Here is a 19,872-nt window from a genome sequence, read left to right as displayed (position 1 = left end):
TGACCCGATTAAAAATCTAGCCGCTTGACCTGAATCTTGGAAGTACCCCCCCCAAATACCTGCTTAATCTCCGATCTAAATATCGACCTACACCATGGCGCACTTACCCACGCTACGGGTACATCCGAATAAAGTTTTAGTGCATATATTATCTGCACGTATTTGTTAGTAGATACAATCCCTTTCAAAGGGTATATATTTCCGGGTTTTATAATTTTCAGGTAACCCTTAACCATGCTGGCCTTATCACTGATTACGGGCCCACCGCCAGAGAGAGCCTCTACTTAAGAGCACTGCTAATACCCATCATTCGCCCTACTGGCGCAACCGTCACGCTTAAGAATTCCATCACTTTGTACTAACTGGCTGCTAATGGCATTACTCAGGTATAAATTCCATACGCCAAATCAAAGGTTTTCCTATAGACCGACTAAAATAAGCGTCTATGAAGTTGCCCTTACTCTCCACTTTTCGCTATGATGACTAGGCATTCAATTATGCTACTTTGTCGAGAACCCTCAAAGCCTGAGACTCTTGCAATGTTGCTCTAAACAAGGTATTTCATAGGGGGCGAATTCGCAGACTATCATTTTCGCCAGCGTGTACTGCGCTAACTATTAATCAGGATAAGTTAGATATGTTATTTGAAATGTTAGTTGGACTAGAAGTTATTGATGATGATGCTTACCAGGCCTATAGAAGCGCGATGAAGCCCGTATTAGCAGGCTATGGAGGCTCCTTTGGCTATGACTTCAAAATAGCGGAGACACTTCTCTCTGAGACCCCCGATAACATCAACCGGGTTTTTACCATTCAATTCCCCAGCATGAAAATTATGGATCAGTTCTTCTCGGATCCAGATTACCTTTCGGCAAAAACAAAATATTTCGAATCTTCTGTTCGCAGCACAACGATTCTTGCCAGCTATGAAAAAAATATTTAATAAGGAAAACTCAAAAAAACACAGCCGGAATAAAGTCATTATTGTTATTTTCACTCTCTTCGGACTTGGCTTCCTAATCCCGGAAGAACCTCAAATACCGGTTTTAGGAGCAAGTCCAAGCGATTGGAACAAAGATACTTTCTGGTACGAGCCTTGGGGCCCCTCTGGTGTACACAAAGGCATAGATATTTTTGCCAGGAAGGGAAGTCCAGCTATGAGCGCCACCAACATGCTTATCCTATATAAAGGCAATACTTCCAGGGGTGGAAATATTGTCGTTGGTCTGGGACCAAAGTGGCGTATTCACTATTTTGCGCACCTGGAGAATGTATCAAAGGAAAGTAGGGTTTTCATTAGTGCCGGATCGATAATTGGCAGTATCGGAAATACAGGAAATACATCGGGGAAACCCGCCCACCTGCATTACTCAATAGTTAGCCTTTTTCCATTTATTTGGAAAATAGACAACACTACCCAGGGCTGGAAAAAAGCATTTTACTTAAACCCAATGGAGGTATTAAAAACTTCAAAGGGGTAACAAGTATCAGCTCCATCAAGATATATTGGTACTACTTACTCTGGCACTTCTTTCGATCTGTCGCGTACAAAGAATAGGCAGCCAATCAGACCGGCCAAAGCGAGATACGCATTCACAGTAAAAGCCCGGTCAATACCCACGGCAATACTTGGGGAATAGGCAACAATTGTTGCATTCATACCAAGGCCAACCGCACCACCCGACAGTTTAAACATATAGATAATAGCTCCGGCAAGGCTAGCATGGCTTGATGACACGGCCGTAATCCCCGCAGTTGTAATTGAAGGGTTGAACATACCCAAGCCCACCCCAACCACGATGAGTCCAGGTAGCAGCTGTAGAAAAGTTGTACTTTCTTTAAGGTGGGATAACATAAACATACCCACACACATGCAGAATATCCCAATACTCGCCAGTGACCTGGCACCTAAAAAATCATACAGAAGCCCAGATAGGTAGGCGAATATACTCGCTATTATCATTAAGGGAATCAAAGACATCCCGGCCTCCATAGCAGTATACCCCTGAGACTTGATCAGGAATTGGGGTATATACAATAGAGCCGAAAAATAGCTTGTTGCCATCAATAGAGTGACAACGGCAGTAGGGAGAAATCTTTTGTTTCCTATTACCACACCCGGAATCAAGGCATAACTACCCATCCTATGCTCAAACATGGTGAATGCACATATCGAAAGCAGAAAAATCGCCAAGAGTATAATAACGAAAGGCTGCTTAAAGCCGACTTGTGCTGAAATATCCATTGCGAAAAGCAGACAAAACAAAGCGAGGGAAAGCGTTAAAACGCCCCGGTAATCTATCTGCTCATCCGTTTGTTCGGGAACCTCAAAGGGCACGGCCTTCAAGCACATCAATAAAGCAATTGCAGCGATAGGAATATTGATAAAAAATATCCAGCGCCAGCTTAACAGTTCAGCCAATGTGCCGCCAAGTACTGGTCCTACGGCATTGGCAAGTGCGCCTACCGTCATAATTAAGCCACCAGCTTGGCCAGAACGATCATCGGGCATCAGATCGTAGGTCATCCCCAAAATGGACGGCCACATCATTGCTGCTCCAATGCCCATTAGGGCGCGGGAAACCAACAACATGCGCACATCCATAGCCAAGCCGCCGAGCAGTGAGAAGAATACAAAAACCAGGGTCCCATAAATAAACAAGCGGCGCCGGCCATAGAGATCCGCTAAACGGCCCCCAGTGATCACTAGCACACCGAACACCAATGCGTAACCATTGATTATCCATTGTGAGGTAGTAATATCCGCATTAAACTCCTCCTCAATAGCAGGCAGTGCGGGGGCAAAAGCCGTTAAATCATTCGCAACCAGAAATATAGCCATAGATAAAGCAATCAAGCCCAAATATTGCTTTCTGGTGAGAGATTCTTTGGATTTGACCATGAATCTACCCCTTCGTACCCAGCATGGATCGCTTAAAAGCTAAAAAATTGACACTTCATCTGACTTAATATCTCATATCAAGCTATCCATTCCACAATACATATAATGACCTTTCATCACTTTTCTTTCCCTCTGGAAAATATTGGCGGGATTGGTCCGGGTATAAAAAATACGGCAATAACAAAAGCGCTTAAGGCAAAATAGGCATTCACCGTATAAGCCCGACCAATACCACCTACAATATCTGGCGCAAAGGCTACGATAGCGGCATTAACCCCCACCCCCAGAGCGCCACCAGCAATTTTGAACATGTAGAGTATTGCACTGGCAAGACTAGAGCGGCCTGAGTCAACGACCGAAACAACAGCCGTAGTCGCCGCTGGGTTGAATAAACCGATACCAATACCAAGAAAGACCAACCCTGGTATAAGCTCCAGATACTCAGTATCTTGACGCAGATAAGAAAGGGAAAATATTCCGGCGCCCTTACAAAGAAGGCCCGAACAAATGAGCACTTTTGCCCCTAAACTTTTATGTAAACTACCGGAGAGATATGAAGTCAGGGCAAAGGTAGCCATCAAAGGTATTAAAGCCATGCCGGCTTGCAGCGATGAAAATCCACGGTATTCAACAAGAAACTGTGGCAGGAATAAAATAATTGAAAAGAATATCATCGCCGACAACAATGTCACCAGACCTACCAAAAAGAATGTTTTATTCATGAAAATACTCACAGGAATTAACGCTAAATCCTGATTATTCCGCTCCAGTAAAATAAAAATACAGATAAACACCAGAAAAGACATCAATAAATAGACAATCAAGGGATGTCTAAAGCCAATTTCAGAGGCCTGATTCAAGGCAATTAATAGACTAAATAATGCGGCGCTTAGTGTTATAACACCCAAATAATCAATTTTTTCCCGAGTATCCTGAGCCACATCCTCAGGTACCGCTCTCCAACATAAACCGATAGCGGCAAGCGCAATAGGAAGGTTGATAAAAAAAATCCAGCGCCAGCTCGCAAAATCCGAGAGTATCCCTCCTGCAATAGGCCCCACTATGTTGGCCAGACCGAGTATCGCCATCAAGCCACCACCCACCTGCCCTGCACGTTCTTGAGATACAAGGCTATAGGCCATCCCGATAATAGATGGCCACATCAGTGCCGCTCCGACTCCCATCAAACAACGGACCACCAACAACATGGCCATATCGACTGAAAGCCCCCCAACTAAAGAACAAAGTGCAAAAATCCCTGTACCCACTATAAATACACGCTTCTTCCCATAGATATCGGCTAAGCGCCCGCCCGTAACCACTAAAATGCCAAACACCAGGGCATATCCATTAATCACCCACTGGGAGGTAGTGATACCAAAGCCAAACTCACGCTCTATGGCTGGTAACGCAGGGGCAAACGCGGTCATATCAATCGCAATCAGGAAAAGCGCCAGGGCAACTGCACAGAGCCCATAGACTTGGGGCTTAGTAAGGGACAATGGACTTACCATTGCACACCTCTCCGAGTGCGGGAAGGGACCGCCCAAGCACAGTTTTCACCTCTCCCCCTCTTTTCGCTCTGGTATCCGAGGAGCACTCATATACAAAAAAGCAATAACGAATCCTACAAAGGCAAAACAGGCATTAACCTCAAAAGCCCGGCTAATCCCCATTGCGATCGTTGGGGAAAAACCAACGATCGCGGCATTAATACCCAGACCCATTGCTCCACCAGTTATTTTGAGCATGTAAATAATGGCGCTCGCCAGGCTGGCACGGTTAGGGTTCACTACCGATATCACCATTGTGGTTGTAGAAGGGTTAAACAGCCCCAGTCCAGCACCCAAAATAATTAACCCGTAAATATAGTCTGAATCCTCACTCAACCTGGACAAATAGAACATGCCCAGACTCATAGCCAAAGTACCAAGGCACACTAATATTTTCCCCCCACACTTTAGGTATAACTTTCCCGCAACAAAAGACATCAAACCGAAAGAAACCATCATAGGGACTAGGGTCAGCCCCGACTGTATGATGGTAAATCCACGGACGTTAGTTAAAAATTGCGGCAAATACAAAATAACAGAAAAGAAAGTGACCGAAGTGAATAAAGTGACCATCCCCGCAGCCAAAAAGCGTTTATTTCTAACAATATCTTTTGGAATTAAGGCAATATCCCGCTCTCGTATTTCGATAGCAACAAATGCAACGCTGAACACAAGAAACATAAGCAGAAGAATCACGACCAATGGATGCCAGGCACCGTGGTTAGATGCGTAACTCAAAGCCAAAAGAAAGCTGAACAACGAGCCCGTCAGAGTGATAACCCCAAAGTAGTCGATTTTTTCATTTGGGTCACAGGGAATATCTAGCGGTATATATTTCCAGCACAGATACACAGCCGTTGTGGCAATAGGTATATTTATAAAAAATATCCAACGCCAGCTAAGTAAATCAGTTAACAAGCCACCAACAATTGGCCCGAGCGTGTTGGCTAAACCACAGACCGCCATAATCAACCCACCGGTTTCCCCGGCACGCTCCTCCGGCATCAGACTGTAGGCCATTCCTAGGATTGAAGGCCACATTAGAGCGGCGCCAATTCCCATCACCGCTCTACTGGCCAATAACATTGGGACATTAGCTGACAGCCCCCCGAGCAGGCAAAACAGCAGGAAAATACTGGCTCCGGTGATAAATGTACGGCGTCGCCCAAAGATATCCGCGATACGCCCCCCCGTGACTACCAGTACTCCAAAGACCAGTCCATAGCCATTAATCACCCACTGAGAAGTGGTAATATTCATTTTCATCTCCCTTTCGATCGCGGGAATCGCTGGGGAGAAAGCACTGATATCAATAGCAATAATAAAAAGGGCAACAAATATTGCCAGTAGACCTAAATGTCTTGATGGAGAATTGGGCTCCTGTGCATAGGCCATGAACGATACCAGCTAAAGAGGCTGAAATGAGATAACCTGCTAGGCAGGGCCATCCCCTGCTTTTGGCTCACTATCGCCCGAAGCACACTCCCAACGTTAAGAGCATTTTGAAATAGAGAAACTATCCAGCCACTTTGCTTGGGTTGACAAACCTCTAGCAGTTGACAGATTTATACACTGACTCCTGAAGTTTAGTAGAACGGCTCAGCTAAACTTAAACGTATTTGACAACCCAAAAAGCAGAGTCTCAACTATGCGCTTACTATTTTCATTGCTACTCCCCCTCCTGGCGTTACAGGCTTCTGCCGAGGAAAATCCCATAAATAATCTAAATAATTTTCAGTGGAAGAATCGTATTTTACTGCTAGCCAATCCCCCCAAGACACCTGACACCCTGCAGACTCTACTAAAATTGGGACCACAATTTGCCGAGCGAAAATTACTCTGGTTTTTGTTTGTCAACGGTAAGATTGAAACCAATTATCCAGGTGAAATCACCATTGATTTTTCTAAAAACATTCGCGAAAAATACCTGCGAGGCAATGGGGAGCAGGTTGTACTCATCGGTAAAGACGGCGGAGTGAAATATCGCTCGGTAACATTCTCTCCAGTGGAAATTTTCCAGCGGATTGACCGCATGCCCATGCGTCGTCAGGAAAGACAAGACAACGCCCCAACTCGCCAATAAGGGCTAAGGCAGCCGGCTGTAACTGCCAGAGCACTGGCTGTTTTTCTCAGGATGGCTTGCGGACTGAGCATTGAGCAACAAAAAACTCATCACATGTAGGTCTTCAAATCTCTCTTCGTAGGGTGGAAAGCTGGTCACCCCCTGGGGAAAGGCGTTTAAGTGGCAGCGGGCACAGCTGAACCCTCTCTGGGTATAAGTCTCGAGTGTGGTATTCACCAGATTTTGGGTGCTAGACGTCTGCGGCCCGGAAATACCGGGCCCCAGGTGTGGATTCGGGTTTTTTAGATTTTTATTTTGGGCCCCAATCAGTTGGTAATAAGACCAAACACTATCTCTGAGTAGTGTTTGGTATTTCCAATTCACCCGCTGTACTTCAAAGGGGATCGCTGTCACCCTCGAGACATTGACCTGCTCCCGTTGATCAATAGGAATCAACGGCTCACCCGCTTTGTAGGCCAGCGGTATCACTCCAGCCACACCGCTCTCTCCATTCACCTCATAGCCGTTATCGTAGCGCACCGGGCGCCCATTGAAGTCGCCCGGATTCAGTGAAGGCTGCTTGGGTTTTGGTAGCGGATCAAACAATCTTTTACCAATATGGACATTGTCCACCTGCTCAAAAGTGGATGGCAGATGCCCAAAGGGGGTGACCCTATGGATATGGAAGCCCACTAACCCCATCAACATAGGCTCACTCAATGAACCATCGGGCAAAGGAAATCGCATCAACCGGCGGAAGTATCGGCCTGGAACATCCGGATTGTCCCCGTTGAGCTTCAGTACCTTCCACGCGGCCTTTACCTCTGTGAGCCCCTGACGAGCATAGAGCGGCAGCTGCTTAAGATAAAACTCAAGCCCGGTTGGCACAGGTTGAAAACGGCTCGCATTATCCGAGGGCATCTGGGCAGGCGGTGGGGCCCGCCCTTTTTTATTGGCGTAGCGAATATATTTCCTAACCGCCTGCTCCTGGGCATCAGAATCGTAATAACCAAACTGCTTGATATAGTCGAAATAGGAGCGCCCCAGGGTGACCTCGACCCGCAAGTACTCCTTATTCTGATCCACCACGGGCCCCGTCGGCACATTGGCATCGGTGTAGGGCTGATTGATGCCCGGCGCAAATGGCGTGCCGTACTGGTAATTGCCGCTATAGCAGGGCGGTGTACTGATCCTCACCAGACCGCTGGTGTCCGGCTTGCCCCAGTAGACGGGCCATTGCTGGGGCGGCACAAAGACCGTCTCGGGAGACATATAAGTTTCCCACACGACCAAGTCATCGGGCACCGGCAGGTTTGAGATCGGCGCCAACCTGGCGTGAGGGTTCGGCTGACCTCTCAGCCCATTTTCTTGATAGGGCCAGTTCAACGCGATAAAACTGCGCCAGGCGAATTCGTAAATATCCTGCTGACTGGGTTGTGAATTCGTGCCCCGATGGACCGCGGGAGGAGGGAAACGCTGGCTCACATCGAAGGGCATGATCCAGGGCTTTCCCGGCAATGGCGGATAGGCGTGCGATGCGGGAAGGCCAAACAGTAAGACCAGCGCAATACCTACGGTCAATTTGGAAATGTCCATTTCTGCTACTCCATGGTTTCCCTACCGCTCAACCATGCCTTAAGCGTAGACTTTCCCTAACTGCTATTCATTGTTCAGTGTAATAGCGCAAGCAAACTCTCCCGCTATTGCCTAGGTCCGGTCCTTAGCTCTCTTTCCCACCATTTTGAACAACATGGGGCGAACCTTGCCCACCAACCAACCCAGTGCCTTGCCGCCCGCGGTGGTCTCTGTTGCCTGGGCATAGGTATCCAGTGTCAGCTGACTTTGCGCCTGCTGGCTCAACAGGTCGACTTCTTTATCCAGTTCAATCCCTGTAGCGCTGGCGATGCGGTTCATCCTTTCGAAGCTGCCGATCAGTGCCGCCACATCCACCAGCGCGGAACTGCCGTGTTTGCTCTGAAGGTGTTCACGAGTCGAGCGAACTAACGCGATATCCTCTCCCATCACAGCATCGACAAAAGCGAGCAGTGCCGTATTATCGCCGGTTACCTGGGCGTTGCCATTCCCCGGCGAATCTTCAGAAGAAAGTAGGCTGGTAATATCCTGCGGCTTGCCCTGCACTTCACCACTCACCTGCAGCAGCATCGCGTGAGAGGCGGAACAGTAGAAGCACTCATTATTCATCGATACCCTGGTGGCAACCAGCTCTATCTCTGTGCGTGACAGTGCGCGATCATGGTTCTCCCCCACCTGCATAACCTGAGAGGGCAAAAAGTAGTAACGGTTTTCCATATAGCGCTGACAACGCACAGCATCCGGCACCAGGCTTAGTGCTCTGAGCACGTTGGTGGGTTTGGGAATGTCCGTGTATAAATCCTGTTCGCTCTCGGCGCATTGTCCCTGGCCTATCATCGGCACCCAGGCGGCGCCCTCTTGTAAACCTTTGGGCATATATTGCGAGGGGTGGTCATCTCCTAAAAATTCCAGAGCCGGAAGTTCCTCCAAGGCGAATCCCAATGCCCGGTGAAAGGTATCCACGTTCATTAAAAATACAACCACGGCCACCAACTCCACATACTGGCCGATGGAAATATCTGCCGACAGAATTTTTTTCAGCCAATCCTCACTCAGACGGGAAGTATCGGTCACTATACGGTGAATAGTATCGATAACCTCTTCGGGAAGATTTGAATTGCTGTCGTGTCGGCCCTCTACCTGATAGGGTGAAAGCGCCTTTTTTCTTTCCCGGCAAAAAGCGCAGGCATAAGCGGCGCGGACTTCTTGCGCAATTGCAAGGTGTTGCTGAGCAGACCACCAACTTCCAGTTTTTCCAATAAACTGCCAGGCCTTTAAGTTTGCATCGCGCAAATCTTCGCGAATAGGATATGGAGATTTCGAATAATCAAATAGCATTGCTCAAATACGCTCTTGTGATTAATTAATTAGACAACTTTAAAACGGGCCCCGCGAGAGAATATTATGTAACGCCACAGTAATGCCACTCTTAAAATAGAAATTATTTTTTTAAATAAAACGAACTTTTATTTAAAAAAATCTGGCAAAGCATTCAAAAACCACTTGCGTTATTCAGACGCCACCAAAGAATTACGCATTACCACTGACTGCCAGGGCAGATCCCAACCCCGGCTAATCCTCCAGGATTTTTAAAATCTGACACACCGAGTGTGGTTCGCTCTAAAAGCCACACAGGGCGGGGTCCTAGAAAATCCACAAACTGCCTCCAATGTGGATAAAACCATTAGGAAATTACTCAGGGTATTTTTAATACTTGACAGTCATACCCCTTCTCGGGAGATCATCCTTCAACATCCTAAATAGATTGATTTAAGACCATGGCTAAAAAGGCAATTATTCTTGGCGCTACAGGGCTCATCGGCGGCCATCTGATTGAGCAACTGGTGCGGGAGGCCTCTATCGATCAAATCATCACCCTAACCCGCCGCCCAGCTCCGGCTTCTCACGACAAGGTATCGAATGTGGTTGTGGACTTTGACCGCCTTGAGGAGTACGCAAATCTATTCCAGGGTGACTTGCTTTTCTCATGTTTGGGTACTACCAAGAAGCAGGCTGGCGGCCTTGAACAGCAGTATAAAGTGGATGTGGAATATCAATTTCACGCGGCGCAACTGGCTGCAGATAACGGGGTACCCCACTACCTGCTGGTTTCCTCCAGTGGCGCCAATGCTAAAAGCAGCAGCGCTTATCTGCGTATGAAAGGGGAGCTAGAACAGAAAATCCTGGCTCTGCCCTTTACCCGTGTCAGTATTTTCCGGCCCTCACTGTTGATGGGTGAGCGCCATGATTCCCGCCCCGCAGAGAAGCTTGGCGCCATCCTTATGCCCTGGATCTGCAAACTCCCTGGACTGCGCCGCTACCGTCCGATTAGCGGCGCGCAGGTGGCGGCCAAAATGATCGGTGTGAGCCAAAAGGCCGGCCAAGGCGTGGAAACCTTTACCTTGGATGAGTTATTTTCCAGCGAGTAATAGATACTGGGCTGGCGCTCAGCGCTCCGGCAGCACAGACTATCTCTATAGGTTTCCCCTTTCCGGTGAACACCATGCTGATTTCTGCGCAATATTTACCTGCAACACTATTTCGCCCGCTGTCATTCGCTGTCACAGCTGAGTACCGGCAAGTTCGTCCGTATTTCAAGCACTGGGGCCCCAACTGGCGCAAACGGCGCCTTTCCTCAAATTGAGCCCCAGCGCTATGCCTCAAGAGTTTACCGGCCTGGGCCAACTGCTGGAGCAAATCGAAGCCAGCTGCCAACACTCTGAGCGGGTCTCTCTGCTACTGGTCATTGAGGTCATTGGGCTCCGTTCTTACGCACCCTTTTTGCTGGTGGTTGGGTTGATCCTGTTTTCGCCCCTGAGTGGTGTGCCCGGTGTATCTACGGCCATGGCAGTGTTGTTGCTCCTGGTCGCCATTCAATTGCTGCTGGGGCGCAGGCATGTGTGGTTGCCCCAGTGGTTATTAAATCGCTCCATTTCCAAGAAAAAACTTATCGGGGCTCTGCACTGGTTGCGGCGACCCGCAGAACTTGCCGACCATTGGATACAGCCCCGCCTGGACTTCCTGGTGAGGCGCAGTGGAACCTATGCAATCGCCACTACCTGCTCGCTGATTGCCCTGGCCATGCCACTGATGGAACTAGTGCCTCTTTCCGCGACCACAGCGGGCTTAGCCCTTACCATTTTCGGACTGGCCCTGGTAGCGCACGACGGCCTGCTGGCCCTCATTGCTTTTACCATCACCGCCCTGCTCTCTCTGCTATTGGCCCATACCCTGCTGTGAAGCGGGCCCCAGGTGAAACCAACCCGCGGGGAACAACCTGCCTCTGCCTATTTGGCCACCCACTGATCCGCATGCAGCAGTTGCGGGTAATAGGCGAGAGCAGCCAGGGCGAAAAAATCGTAGAGGGCATGCCAGACAATCACCCCCAGCAGGCTGCCGCTCACCTGATAGGCGAGACCGAGAATCAGTCCAAAAAAGAAAATCAGCAATACATAAATAAGTGAAGCCCAGTGCAACAGCGCGAATACCAGCGAAGCACCCAATAGGCCCAGAACCGGAGAACTCAGCTGTGATAACCAGGTCTGCAGGAAGCCGCGGAATAGAAGCTCCTCACACACGCCTGCCGCGATAGACAACAGCACTATCTGCACAAGGGACACCTTGGAGAAAATTGGGGCCAATTGGGCACAGTACCATCGCAAAGTGCGGCCCAACCGATTGTGGGCGCGAGTCAGGCCCAAAACGACAACAAAGCTGAGCGTAGCCCCCAGAATCCCCCAAACAATCGAGTGCCAGGTGGTGGCCCCCATCAGGTGAATGGTCACCCCCGAGAGGTGGATTCCGACCAATGCCAGCAACAGGCAGGCAGCCTGAACCCCCATCATGGTAGAGAAAATATTGACTCGCCGGCCTTTCCCTTGCGACATGAAACGTGGCTCCCTGAATGCGATAATTAACTGGGCGATTCTAATACCTGATGAATCATTGGTTGGCGGGATCAATCATGGCCCACCACATTCCTGAGACGTACCTGACCACTGGGCGCCACCATCAATTCAGCAATTCCGCTATCGCGCAATTCACGCTCTAGTTGCAAGGCTTTTTCCTTGGGGGCGAAATAGGCCTCTATGCCGTACTTGATTCGGTATGCCTGCTCATTGCGCCAGCGATTGCCAGAGGCGATTCGCCCCTTTAGAAATACACCTTCTGTTGGTTTTTTTAAGCTCGCAGCGGAATACACATAGAGTCCCGTGGTCGATTTTTTCAGAGAAACATACACCACCTCGCCCTCACGCAAGCGCTTGCTCCCGGTCAGGTCCGACGCTTTAACCCGGGAAAAATCGTAATTCAAACGCGCATAGTTGCCGCGAAATAGGGAGCGCGGGTCAACCGGAATTGTTTTCACCCGAATAGGCTCCCCGTTCCAGAGCGGTATCTGTGCCTGCACATACATCCCTACAAGTAGTAAAAACTGCATTGCAATGGCTGCCCCCAGGGCAAACGTTACTCCCCTCTTCATGGTGTATCCCCCCTGTCCAGGTGGTACTTCCAGTACTTGGCCGCGCCCAACAACAGGCCCGCAAAAAGAATAAAAATCAGGGCCGCACCCAGGTAATCGCCAATCAGATCGATATAGCGCAGCAATCCGGTAATCAGTATCGACATCACCCCCAGGAAGAAGTAATGGGAAATGCCATCGTGAATCCCCCGGTAGATCAACCAACCACCGACGCCCACCAGGGCAAAATTAGTCGCCACTTGCAGGTTGACCGCCAGATCCTGGTTCTCACTGGTACTGACCGTAATCAACGCGGCAGCGAAGCAGAAAAATAGTATCCCAGTCGATAACAGGCGCCGCGTGGCCAGTGCCAGAAACAGAGTGACCGTGGCCAACGCGGTGACCACCACCCACATGGACAAGCGGTGATCCCACTCAGCTTTGATCAATGACTCCCAGGGCTGCGCAAAACTGAATACCAGCAGGCTGATCAAAGCAAAACGCAGGCACCACACAGAAATCACCGCCGCGTAATCTTTGGCCACCGGCGAGTTCTTCAGCGCTAACCAATGGCCGAAAAGGTAAAGCATGGCAAACAGGGAGATCGCCACTGCCAGATTCTCTGGCTGGAATTCCAACCCCGCGCCCGGCTGCTCAATTCGCCAGAATTGCAACAGGGAGTACTCAACCCAAAAACCGATGCTCACCAGCAGCAACAACAGCAGAGTGACACTGGCGCGCCCGCGCAAGAGCACATAGAGGGAAGCCGCAATGAACAGAGGGAAGAGCATCGGGTAATAACCCATGCTCACTTGCAAAATGAACCAGAGCAGTGCCAAAGCACCGCTCTGGAGGGCGAGCCAGGGGCTCCTGGTAATCAGCGCAAACGGCAGGCAGCCCAGCGCCCACCAAAAGATGCCATCGGGCATATGCTCACCCAGATGGTAGATCTGAGCGATCAGGATAATCGATGCACCGAAGAAGAAATTCCCCAGTAGGAAAAGTCCCTCACCCGCACGTGGATCACCCTTTAGATACACGCGCAGCGCCGCGCATTGGGTCCCCACCGTCAGAGCAACCAATCCTCCCATTCGCAAGGCGCGAGGAATCTCCTCCCAATTGGCCCCAATCAAAGTAATAAGGGCCAGGGCGATAAACAGATAGCCAAGCCCCACCAGCACGTTGTAGCCCAGTGAGCGCCGCTGCGCTCGGTGGTAATCCACCTCATAGCGGGCGCAGATTAACTCTGCCTGCGCCTCACTGATCACTCCGTCATCCACCCAATCCCCGGTCTCGCGTGCCAGGTCGTACTTCAATAACCGAATCAATCGCATACCACTATCCTGCGGCAAATATCCATCACCGGTGCACCGCACCACACGCACCCCGAGTTTCCAGGAGTATCTCTAAAGTCGTCCCTTCCTACAATCCAGTGGCGACGATCGAATATCCACTCGTTGGCAACACCATTGGGCAGCTAGAGCGTCTCAAGATAGCGGGAGGCTATCTGAGAGATTTAAATTGTTAATTTTTATTAGATACCCTATCGCAATAGGATTAATCCCATAGAAGTTACAGACACAACGCGGAATACCTCAAAGGAGCTCTTCATGTCCCGTTATATCGAATCCGAACTCAAACCATTTACCGCCAAGACTTACCAAAATGGCGAGTTTCACGAGATCAGCGACACAGACGTCAAAGGCAAGTGGGCCGTATTCTTCTTCTACCCCGCTGACTTCACCTTTGTTTGCCCCACCGAACTGGGTGACCTGGCCGACAACTATGAAGAATTTAAGAAGCTGGGCGTGGAGATCTACTCCGTATCCACCGATACCCATTTTACGCACAAAGCGTGGCACGATTCCTCCGATACGATCGGCAAAATCGAATATCCAATGATCGGCGATCCCACCGGCACCATCACCCGCAACTTCGGCGTGATGATTGAGGAAGAAGGCATCGCAGACCGCGGCACTTTTGTAATCGACCCGGAAGGCCGTATTCAGATTGTCGAGATCACTGCAGGTGGCATTGGCCGCGACGCCAGCGAGCTACTGCGCAAAATCAAAGCCGCTCAATACATCGCCGCACATCCCGGCGAAGTTTGCCCGGCCAAGTGGAAAGAAGGTGAAGAAACACTGGCACCATCTCTCGACCTGGTTGGTAAGATTTAAGATTTCCCAAGCCCTCACAGGATTGGAATTGGCTTTGCCCACCGCTTGGTGGGCATTGTCATTTGTGAAACCTTTACAACCAAATAAACCACTGCTGCTATCTAATCTGAATTACCACACATTTTCACCCTTTCTAGCAGTTCGGCTTTTTTTTCCGCCAAGGGCAGGAGTAAGTCTGCAAGCGGCAAGAGTGTCCGCTATCACTCAAGGGATTCTTTTTGGGGCAATCCACGCTTAATAATAGAATCACAATCTAACCGTATTGCCATGGCCTTTTTATATAAGACTTTAGCCAATTTATAATTGAAACCAAGGAGCTTAAATCAACCACTGACACCTCTAACATACTTACCGATATTTAAAGTGCTCGCCCCTCTAGTGTTGAGAGATTCTTATTCTTTATTTAGTGATTACATTGTAATTCCTCAACACGCAAGAACCAGCAGATCTTATCGAAAAATACTTTGACCCTCTAACTCCACATACCAAGCTAACACACGCTCTCCATTCTTTGCTCTTTACAATTCACCTACATTTGTGTGATTTATCAAGCCGAGCAACCCTCGTCAAAGGTATCGAAAGTATTAATCGAACATTCCACCCTACTCATTTTCCATAGAGTCAAATGCCTGCTCAATTCGCTTTGGAACTTTGCCTTCCCTGATTTCTTTGTTTTCTTCTCGACGATTCCGTTATTTCGGTGCTGATCGGAGAAAGGCAATCCGGGCATAACGGGTAGCCAGTTGGCCTATTCCATCGATAAATTGAAATCCGAAGGCATTGTCAACAGTGGCGATGCACTCACCCCAGGCATTGGGGTGGTGGCAGATGCTCGACAGAAATCCTTCTTCAACAACATGGTTGAGGCCGGGGTTGTCGATGTGGATTTTGACTTTAAAAAGGCCTATACACAGGAATTCGTGGACAAGGTTGTTGGGCTGGATTTAATGCAGGAATTGATCGGCAACTAACGCAGACTATATTTACTGTTCAAGCAGGTTCATGAGCTTTAAACGCCACCTTCGGAGGATAGTAAAAGCATGGCCGTGGTCCAAACCAGGACGCAATCTGGCACTTCTTCCAGTTCCTCGATTGTTTCGCTGAACACTCTATCGATCGATATCAGCCAGGGAGAGTTCGTGTCTTTGCCGGGGCCGTCGGGATGTGGAAAATCCACCGCGCTGGCGGCCTGTGTCTGATCGGCGCCATCGCAGTCGAGTTCGTTGCGGGCACAGTCGGTTCCCGGTCCAGCCCTGCCACCCCGGACAGGGTATCGGCTGAACAGGCCCCGCATATTTGCCACAGTCGTATTGGTATCCATCGTGGGCATTTTGATATTTCTGCCCATACTTTTCCTTTGTCGCATGCTGTTGCGCAAGTGGTATGAGAGTGCGCTTAAACGGGAGGCGTAGATGCAAGCAGATTGGGGCGCCGGGTTTAAAGGCACCGGCATCATCAGGAAGGCAAGGGTCCCCGCCTGTGTCTTGCGCGACCCGGGCAATTCTGACCCATCGGATCTTGTTTCCTGCGATCTGCTGTTTCGGGATGGAACGCTGATCCAGATTGCCCCGGCTGCAAGTCTGCCGGCGGAGGCGGGCGGGCTCGACCTGGATAATGGTCTGGTCTTGCCGGTATTTGCCGATCTGCATACCCATCTGGACAAGGGGCATATCTGGCCGCGCAAACCCAATCCGGACGGTTCTTTCATGGGAGCGCTACAAGCGGCCGGCAAGGACCGGACAAAACATTGGTCAAGAGAAGATGTCCGGGCGCGTATGGAGTTTGGGCTGCGCTGCGCCTATGCCCATGGCACGGCCGTGATCCGGACGCATCTCGACAGTGTGCCGCCGCAAGATGAGATCACCTGGCCGCTCTTTTGCGAGATTCGCGACGAATGGGCGGGCCGTGTCGAGCTTCAAGGCGTGTGTTTGTTCGGCATCGATCACCTTGCCACAGACAATGCGTATTTGGGGCGTATTGCAGCCAGGGTTCAGGCTGCCGGCGGCCTCTTAGGAACAGCGACTTACATGGTGCCCGATCTGGACCTACATCTTGAAGCGGTGTTCCGCGCGGCCATGGACCATGCGCTGGACCTCGACTTTCACGTCGATGAGACGCTCGACCCATCCGCGGTGTCGTTGCGCCACATCGCGGAAACAGCGCTGCGTCTTGGCTTTCAAGGGAAAATCGTGTGCGGGCATTGTTGCGCCTTGTCGGTACAGCCCGATGACGAGGTAGCCCGGACGCTGGACCTTGTGGCCAAGGCGGGAATCGCGGTCGCTGCGCTGCCCATGTGCAACCTCTATCTTCTGGACCGGGCATTGGGCCGGACCCCGCGCCGCCGGGGCGTAACCCTGCTGCATGAAATGCGCGCCCGCGGAATTGATGTTGTCGTTGCTTCAGATAACACGAGGGATCCCTTCTGCCCCTACGGCGATCTTGATCTGATCGAGACCTACACTCAGGCGACCCGCATTCTGCACCTGGATCATCCTATTGGAGACTGGATCCGCTCAATAACAACCACTCCGGCGCATATTATGGGGATTTCTGCCAGTTGGATTGGGGCTGGTGAGCCGGCGGATCTGGTCCTCTTTCGTGCGCGCAACTGGAACGAGCTCCTGTCCCGCCCAGGCGGTCCGCGGCGTGTGCTGCGTGCAGGGGTTAGTATTGACAAGGCCTTGCCGGATTACCGCGAACTGGATGATTACATGCACATAGGAGGGCAGCGTCCATGACTGATATCCCAGCTTTGAAAGCTAATCTCGAGGGTATTAAGGTCGAGGACAATCCTCGAATTGTGAGGCGTAAGAGCCGGGATTACTTCTGGTTTTCCCCGGTTCTCAAGGAACAGCTTGATGGCGTGACCGGTGACCTGCTTGTCAGCCCCAAAAACGTTGCCGAGATCATTCGCGTTCACAAGGCGTGTTATGCGGCGGACATTCCGGTCACAGCTCGGGGGGCGGGGACCGGCAATTATGGTCAGGCCATGCCACTTTTTGGTGGCGTTATCCTGGACCTGTCGGAAATGGCCGCCGTGAAGGACATTAAGTCAGGCGTTGTCGTTGCCGAACCTGGAGCCGTCATGGCGGACATCGATGCGCTGACGAGATCCCGTACCGGTCTTGAGCTCCGCGTGCATCCCTCCATCTACCGTACCGCGACTATCGGAGGCTTTCTGGGGGGTGGGTCTGTGGGGAACGGCTCGGTGAATTGGGGGGGGCTCTGGGATCTGGGCAACGTCATCCGCCTGCGATTAGTGACCATGGAATCGGAGCCGCAAGTTGTGGAGCTGACAGGAAGCGATGTACAAAAGGCTCTACACGCGTATGGCACGACGGGCATCATAACCGAGATCGAAGTACCGCTGACCGCAGCTTATGACTGGGTCGATGTGCTCGTCGGGTTCGATGATTTTTTGGATGCGATCCGTTTTTCCGAAGAGCTGGCCAACATGGATGGCCTTTTGACAAAAAACATCGCTCCGATCGAAGCGCCGTTGCCCCATGACTATTTCCAGCGGTACAAAAAGTTCATCCACAAAGAACAGTCCGTTGTGGTTCTCATGGTTGCAGCGTTTGCCATGGGGGCATTGGACGGACTCCTACGCCGATCGCCAGTTGGTGAGGTACTGTATCGCTCTGACAGGGCCACCGCTGAAGATATCGAACATTTGCCCCCCGCTTATGAACTCACCTGGAGCCACACAACCTGGTACTGCTTGAGGGGCGACCCGTCGATGACCTATCTTCAGGTCCGTTATCCTGACGTAAATCCGCTCGAGACGGTCGGCACGTTGCAGAATATATTTGCAGAGGAGCTACCCGGCCACCTGGAGTTTATCCGCTACAACGGGCGTATGATCCCCATCGGTCTACCAATTGTTCGTTTCACGGACAAATCCCGGCTTGATGAAATCATCCAGCGGCATGAGGCGCTGGGGTGTACGATCTTCAATCCGCACCGCTACACGCTGGAAGAAGGCGGCTCAAAGCCAGTCGACGCGGCTCTACTGGCATTCAAAAGGCAGACGGATCCCAAAGGTCTGCTCAATCCGGGCAAGCTGATCGCCTGGGACCATCCGGACTACAAATTTGATCGTGATCAGAAGTTTCTGTTTCCAGGCTTGTAGCGTTCGTAATTCTGCGTCATTCACTTGGGTATGAGTGAGTATGCTGAATTATCGGCTCTCTTTAAGGCTTGAAGGGCACAGCGCATAGGTTAACGATTGGCACAACGAGCCCAGCAAGCGACACCCCAAACTGAAGCCAGTATCTATGTCGGAAAGGCCCTTGGGCATCCTCACAAGAACTGGTTATTTAGGGATGCTGCCAAAGTCAGCGCCGTATTATACGATTTAATCAAAACTACCCAAATCAATGGTCTTGCGCTGTAGGATTGCTTGCGCCAGATTTACATCGACTTACCGCATGCACAGGCCGTTGAAGAAATTGAAGCTTTATTACCTTGAGGTCTTCAGGTTAAACAGTTGGAGGCCATTCCTATGAGTCAAAAGGCAAGCTGAGCTGATCACCCGTCCATTTCAGGTAGCGCTGAAATAAGACTGATTGAAAAATTACACTCAGCGCAATATATCTCTGTATCTAATCTATATAAGCTCTTCTCAATAGAGAAAGCTTATAACGGCACGCCAAAATTGCTACTCGCCGGCGAATAAAAATTCGCATTGGATTTCCATAAGAGTACTGCTTTAGCCTTAAAACTTGGAGTATTATCCCACTTTGATACTCCTCCCCAAAAACAACCAGTACACTAGTGCTACTTTACGGAATTTTGCGTGATCTACTTAAAACCCATTTTCTTACTGGCAATATTCGCATTAACTGCCTGTTCATCCAATCAGAGTCAATATATAGTACCCGGTGTATCCCTGAACAAGACCGACAAGTACTACGTTATTAGAGATAATAGTGACGAGCGCAACTTAGACAACCTCATTGTCGAAGCGCTTAGCGATAGGGGCTATACAGTATCCAGCGGACCTAAAATAGACATACCAGAAAATATTAATTATCTTATCTATTATGGATCGTAAGCGGTACATGAACCACATTATTCTACTTGCTTTGACTGACTGGCATGATGCCCCCTCCATCAACTTCGGA

At 50.2% G+C, this 19,872-nt stretch carries 18 protein-coding genes; 10 read left to right on the top strand and 8 right to left on the bottom strand.

The features are described from left to right. The first annotated feature begins 637 nt into the window (after nt 1-637). Nucleotides 638-943 carry a DUF1330 domain-containing protein gene (locus Q1A69_RS06410; RefSeq protein WP_299582829.1) on the top strand — a complete coding sequence of 102 codons (306 nt, stop codon included), beginning with the start codon at nt 638-640 and terminating at the stop codon, nt 941-943. Beyond that, nucleotides 927-1,481 (top strand): M23 family metallopeptidase, encoded by a 555-nt coding sequence (locus Q1A69_RS06405; protein ID WP_299582826.1) that lies wholly within the window; start codon nt 927-929, stop codon nt 1,479-1,481. Before Q1A69_RS06410 ends, Q1A69_RS06405 begins: the two co-directional genes overlap by 17 nt. A gap of 35 nt (nt 1,482-1,516) precedes the next feature. Here Q1A69_RS06405 and Q1A69_RS06400 read toward each other — a convergent pair whose 3' ends face one another. From Q1A69_RS06400 to Q1A69_RS06390, 3 genes are all read right to left on the bottom strand, one after another. Beyond that, entirely contained in the window at nt 1,517-2,902 is a 1,386-nt protein-coding gene (locus tag Q1A69_RS06400; protein ID WP_299582823.1) for an MFS transporter, read from the bottom strand. 116 nt (nt 2,903-3,018) lie between these two features. Next, on the bottom strand, nt 3,019-4,416 hold the full coding sequence (locus Q1A69_RS06395; RefSeq protein ID WP_299582820.1) for an MFS transporter: 1,398 nt from the start codon (nt 4,414-4,416) through the stop codon (nt 3,019-3,021). A gap of 45 nt (nt 4,417-4,461) precedes the next feature. Next, nucleotides 4,462-5,850: an MFS transporter gene (locus Q1A69_RS06390; RefSeq protein ID WP_299582817.1), complete on the bottom strand. Its 1,389-nt coding sequence runs from the start codon at nt 5,848-5,850 to the stop codon at nt 4,462-4,464. Nucleotides 5,851-6,103: 253 nt separating this feature from the next. Between Q1A69_RS06390 and Q1A69_RS06385 the strand changes: the two genes are divergently transcribed. Continuing rightward, a complete protein-coding gene (locus Q1A69_RS06385) occupies nt 6,104-6,538 on the top strand; it encodes a DUF4174 domain-containing protein (protein WP_299582814.1) in 435 nt (144 codons plus the stop codon). A gap of 3 nt (nt 6,539-6,541) precedes the next feature. Here Q1A69_RS06385 and Q1A69_RS06380 read toward each other — a convergent pair whose 3' ends face one another. Both Q1A69_RS06380 and Q1A69_RS06375 read right to left on the bottom strand, forming a co-directional pair. Continuing rightward, a complete protein-coding gene (locus Q1A69_RS06380) occupies nt 6,542-8,113 on the bottom strand; it encodes a hypothetical protein (RefSeq protein ID WP_299582811.1) in 1,572 nt (523 codons plus the stop codon). Nucleotides 8,114-8,224: 111 nt separating this feature from the next. Beyond that, nucleotides 8,225-9,448: an alkylhydroperoxidase-related (seleno)protein gene (locus tag Q1A69_RS06375; RefSeq protein ID WP_299582808.1), complete on the bottom strand. Its 1,224-nt coding sequence runs from the start codon at nt 9,446-9,448 to the stop codon at nt 8,225-8,227. 440 nt (nt 9,449-9,888) lie between these two features. Between Q1A69_RS06375 and Q1A69_RS06370 the strand changes: the two genes are divergently transcribed. After that, complete coding sequence (locus Q1A69_RS06370; protein ID WP_299582805.1) at nt 9,889-10,539, top strand: NAD(P)H-binding protein; 651 nt, start codon at nt 9,889-9,891, stop codon at nt 10,537-10,539. Nucleotides 10,540-10,765: 226 nt separating this feature from the next. Next, nucleotides 10,766-11,350, top strand: a complete 585-nt coding sequence (locus Q1A69_RS06365; RefSeq protein WP_299582802.1) for an exopolysaccharide biosynthesis protein — start codon at nt 10,766-10,768, stop codon at nt 11,348-11,350. A gap of 47 nt (nt 11,351-11,397) precedes the next feature. On the opposite strand, the gene Q1A69_RS06360 is transcribed toward Q1A69_RS06365, so the two are convergent. The 3 genes from Q1A69_RS06360 to Q1A69_RS06350 form a co-directional block, all read right to left on the bottom strand. Continuing rightward, a complete protein-coding gene (locus Q1A69_RS06360; protein ID WP_299582799.1) occupies nt 11,398-11,997 on the bottom strand; it encodes a CPBP family intramembrane glutamic endopeptidase in 600 nt (199 codons plus the stop codon). Nucleotides 11,998-12,068: 71 nt separating this feature from the next. Next, on the bottom strand, nt 12,069-12,590 hold the full coding sequence (locus tag Q1A69_RS06355) for a GDYXXLXY domain-containing protein (RefSeq protein WP_299582796.1): 522 nt from the start codon (nt 12,588-12,590) through the stop codon (nt 12,069-12,071). After that, nucleotides 12,587-13,903: a DUF2157 domain-containing protein gene (locus tag Q1A69_RS06350; RefSeq protein WP_299582793.1), complete on the bottom strand. Its 1,317-nt coding sequence runs from the start codon at nt 13,901-13,903 to the stop codon at nt 12,587-12,589. Before Q1A69_RS06350 ends, Q1A69_RS06355 begins: the two co-directional genes overlap by 4 nt. 276 nt (nt 13,904-14,179) lie before the next feature. Between Q1A69_RS06350 and ahpC the strand changes: the two genes are divergently transcribed. From ahpC to Q1A69_RS06325, 5 genes are all read left to right on the top strand, one after another. Further along, on the top strand, nt 14,180-14,746 hold the full coding sequence (ahpC, locus tag Q1A69_RS06345) for an alkyl hydroperoxide reductase subunit C (RefSeq protein ID WP_299582790.1): 567 nt from the start codon (nt 14,180-14,182) through the stop codon (nt 14,744-14,746). A 743-nt stretch (nt 14,747-15,489) separates the two neighbouring features. Next, nucleotides 15,490-15,717: a hypothetical protein gene (locus Q1A69_RS06340; RefSeq protein WP_299582787.1), complete on the top strand. Its 228-nt coding sequence runs from the start codon at nt 15,490-15,492 to the stop codon at nt 15,715-15,717. 69 nt (nt 15,718-15,786) lie between these two features. Then, complete coding sequence (locus Q1A69_RS20350; protein WP_366525555.1) at nt 15,787-15,945, top strand: ATP-binding cassette domain-containing protein; 159 nt, start codon at nt 15,787-15,789, stop codon at nt 15,943-15,945. Between the two features lie 213 nt (nt 15,946-16,158). Next, nucleotides 16,159-17,484, top strand: a complete 1,326-nt coding sequence (locus Q1A69_RS06330; protein WP_299582781.1) for a cytosine deaminase — start codon at nt 16,159-16,161, stop codon at nt 17,482-17,484. Further along, nucleotides 17,481-18,878, top strand: a complete 1,398-nt coding sequence (locus tag Q1A69_RS06325; protein ID WP_299582778.1) for an FAD-binding oxidoreductase — start codon at nt 17,481-17,483, stop codon at nt 18,876-18,878. The genes Q1A69_RS06330 and Q1A69_RS06325 overlap by 4 nt, the downstream gene beginning before the upstream one ends. Nucleotides 18,879-19,872 lie beyond the last annotated feature (994 nt).

The organism is uncultured Microbulbifer sp., from assembly GCF_947498635.1.
Taxonomy (GTDB): Bacteria; Pseudomonadota; Gammaproteobacteria; order Pseudomonadales; family Cellvibrionaceae; genus Microbulbifer; species Microbulbifer echini.
Note: the sequence above shows the minus strand (reverse complement) of the source record. Positions and strands in the feature narration are given on the sequence as shown.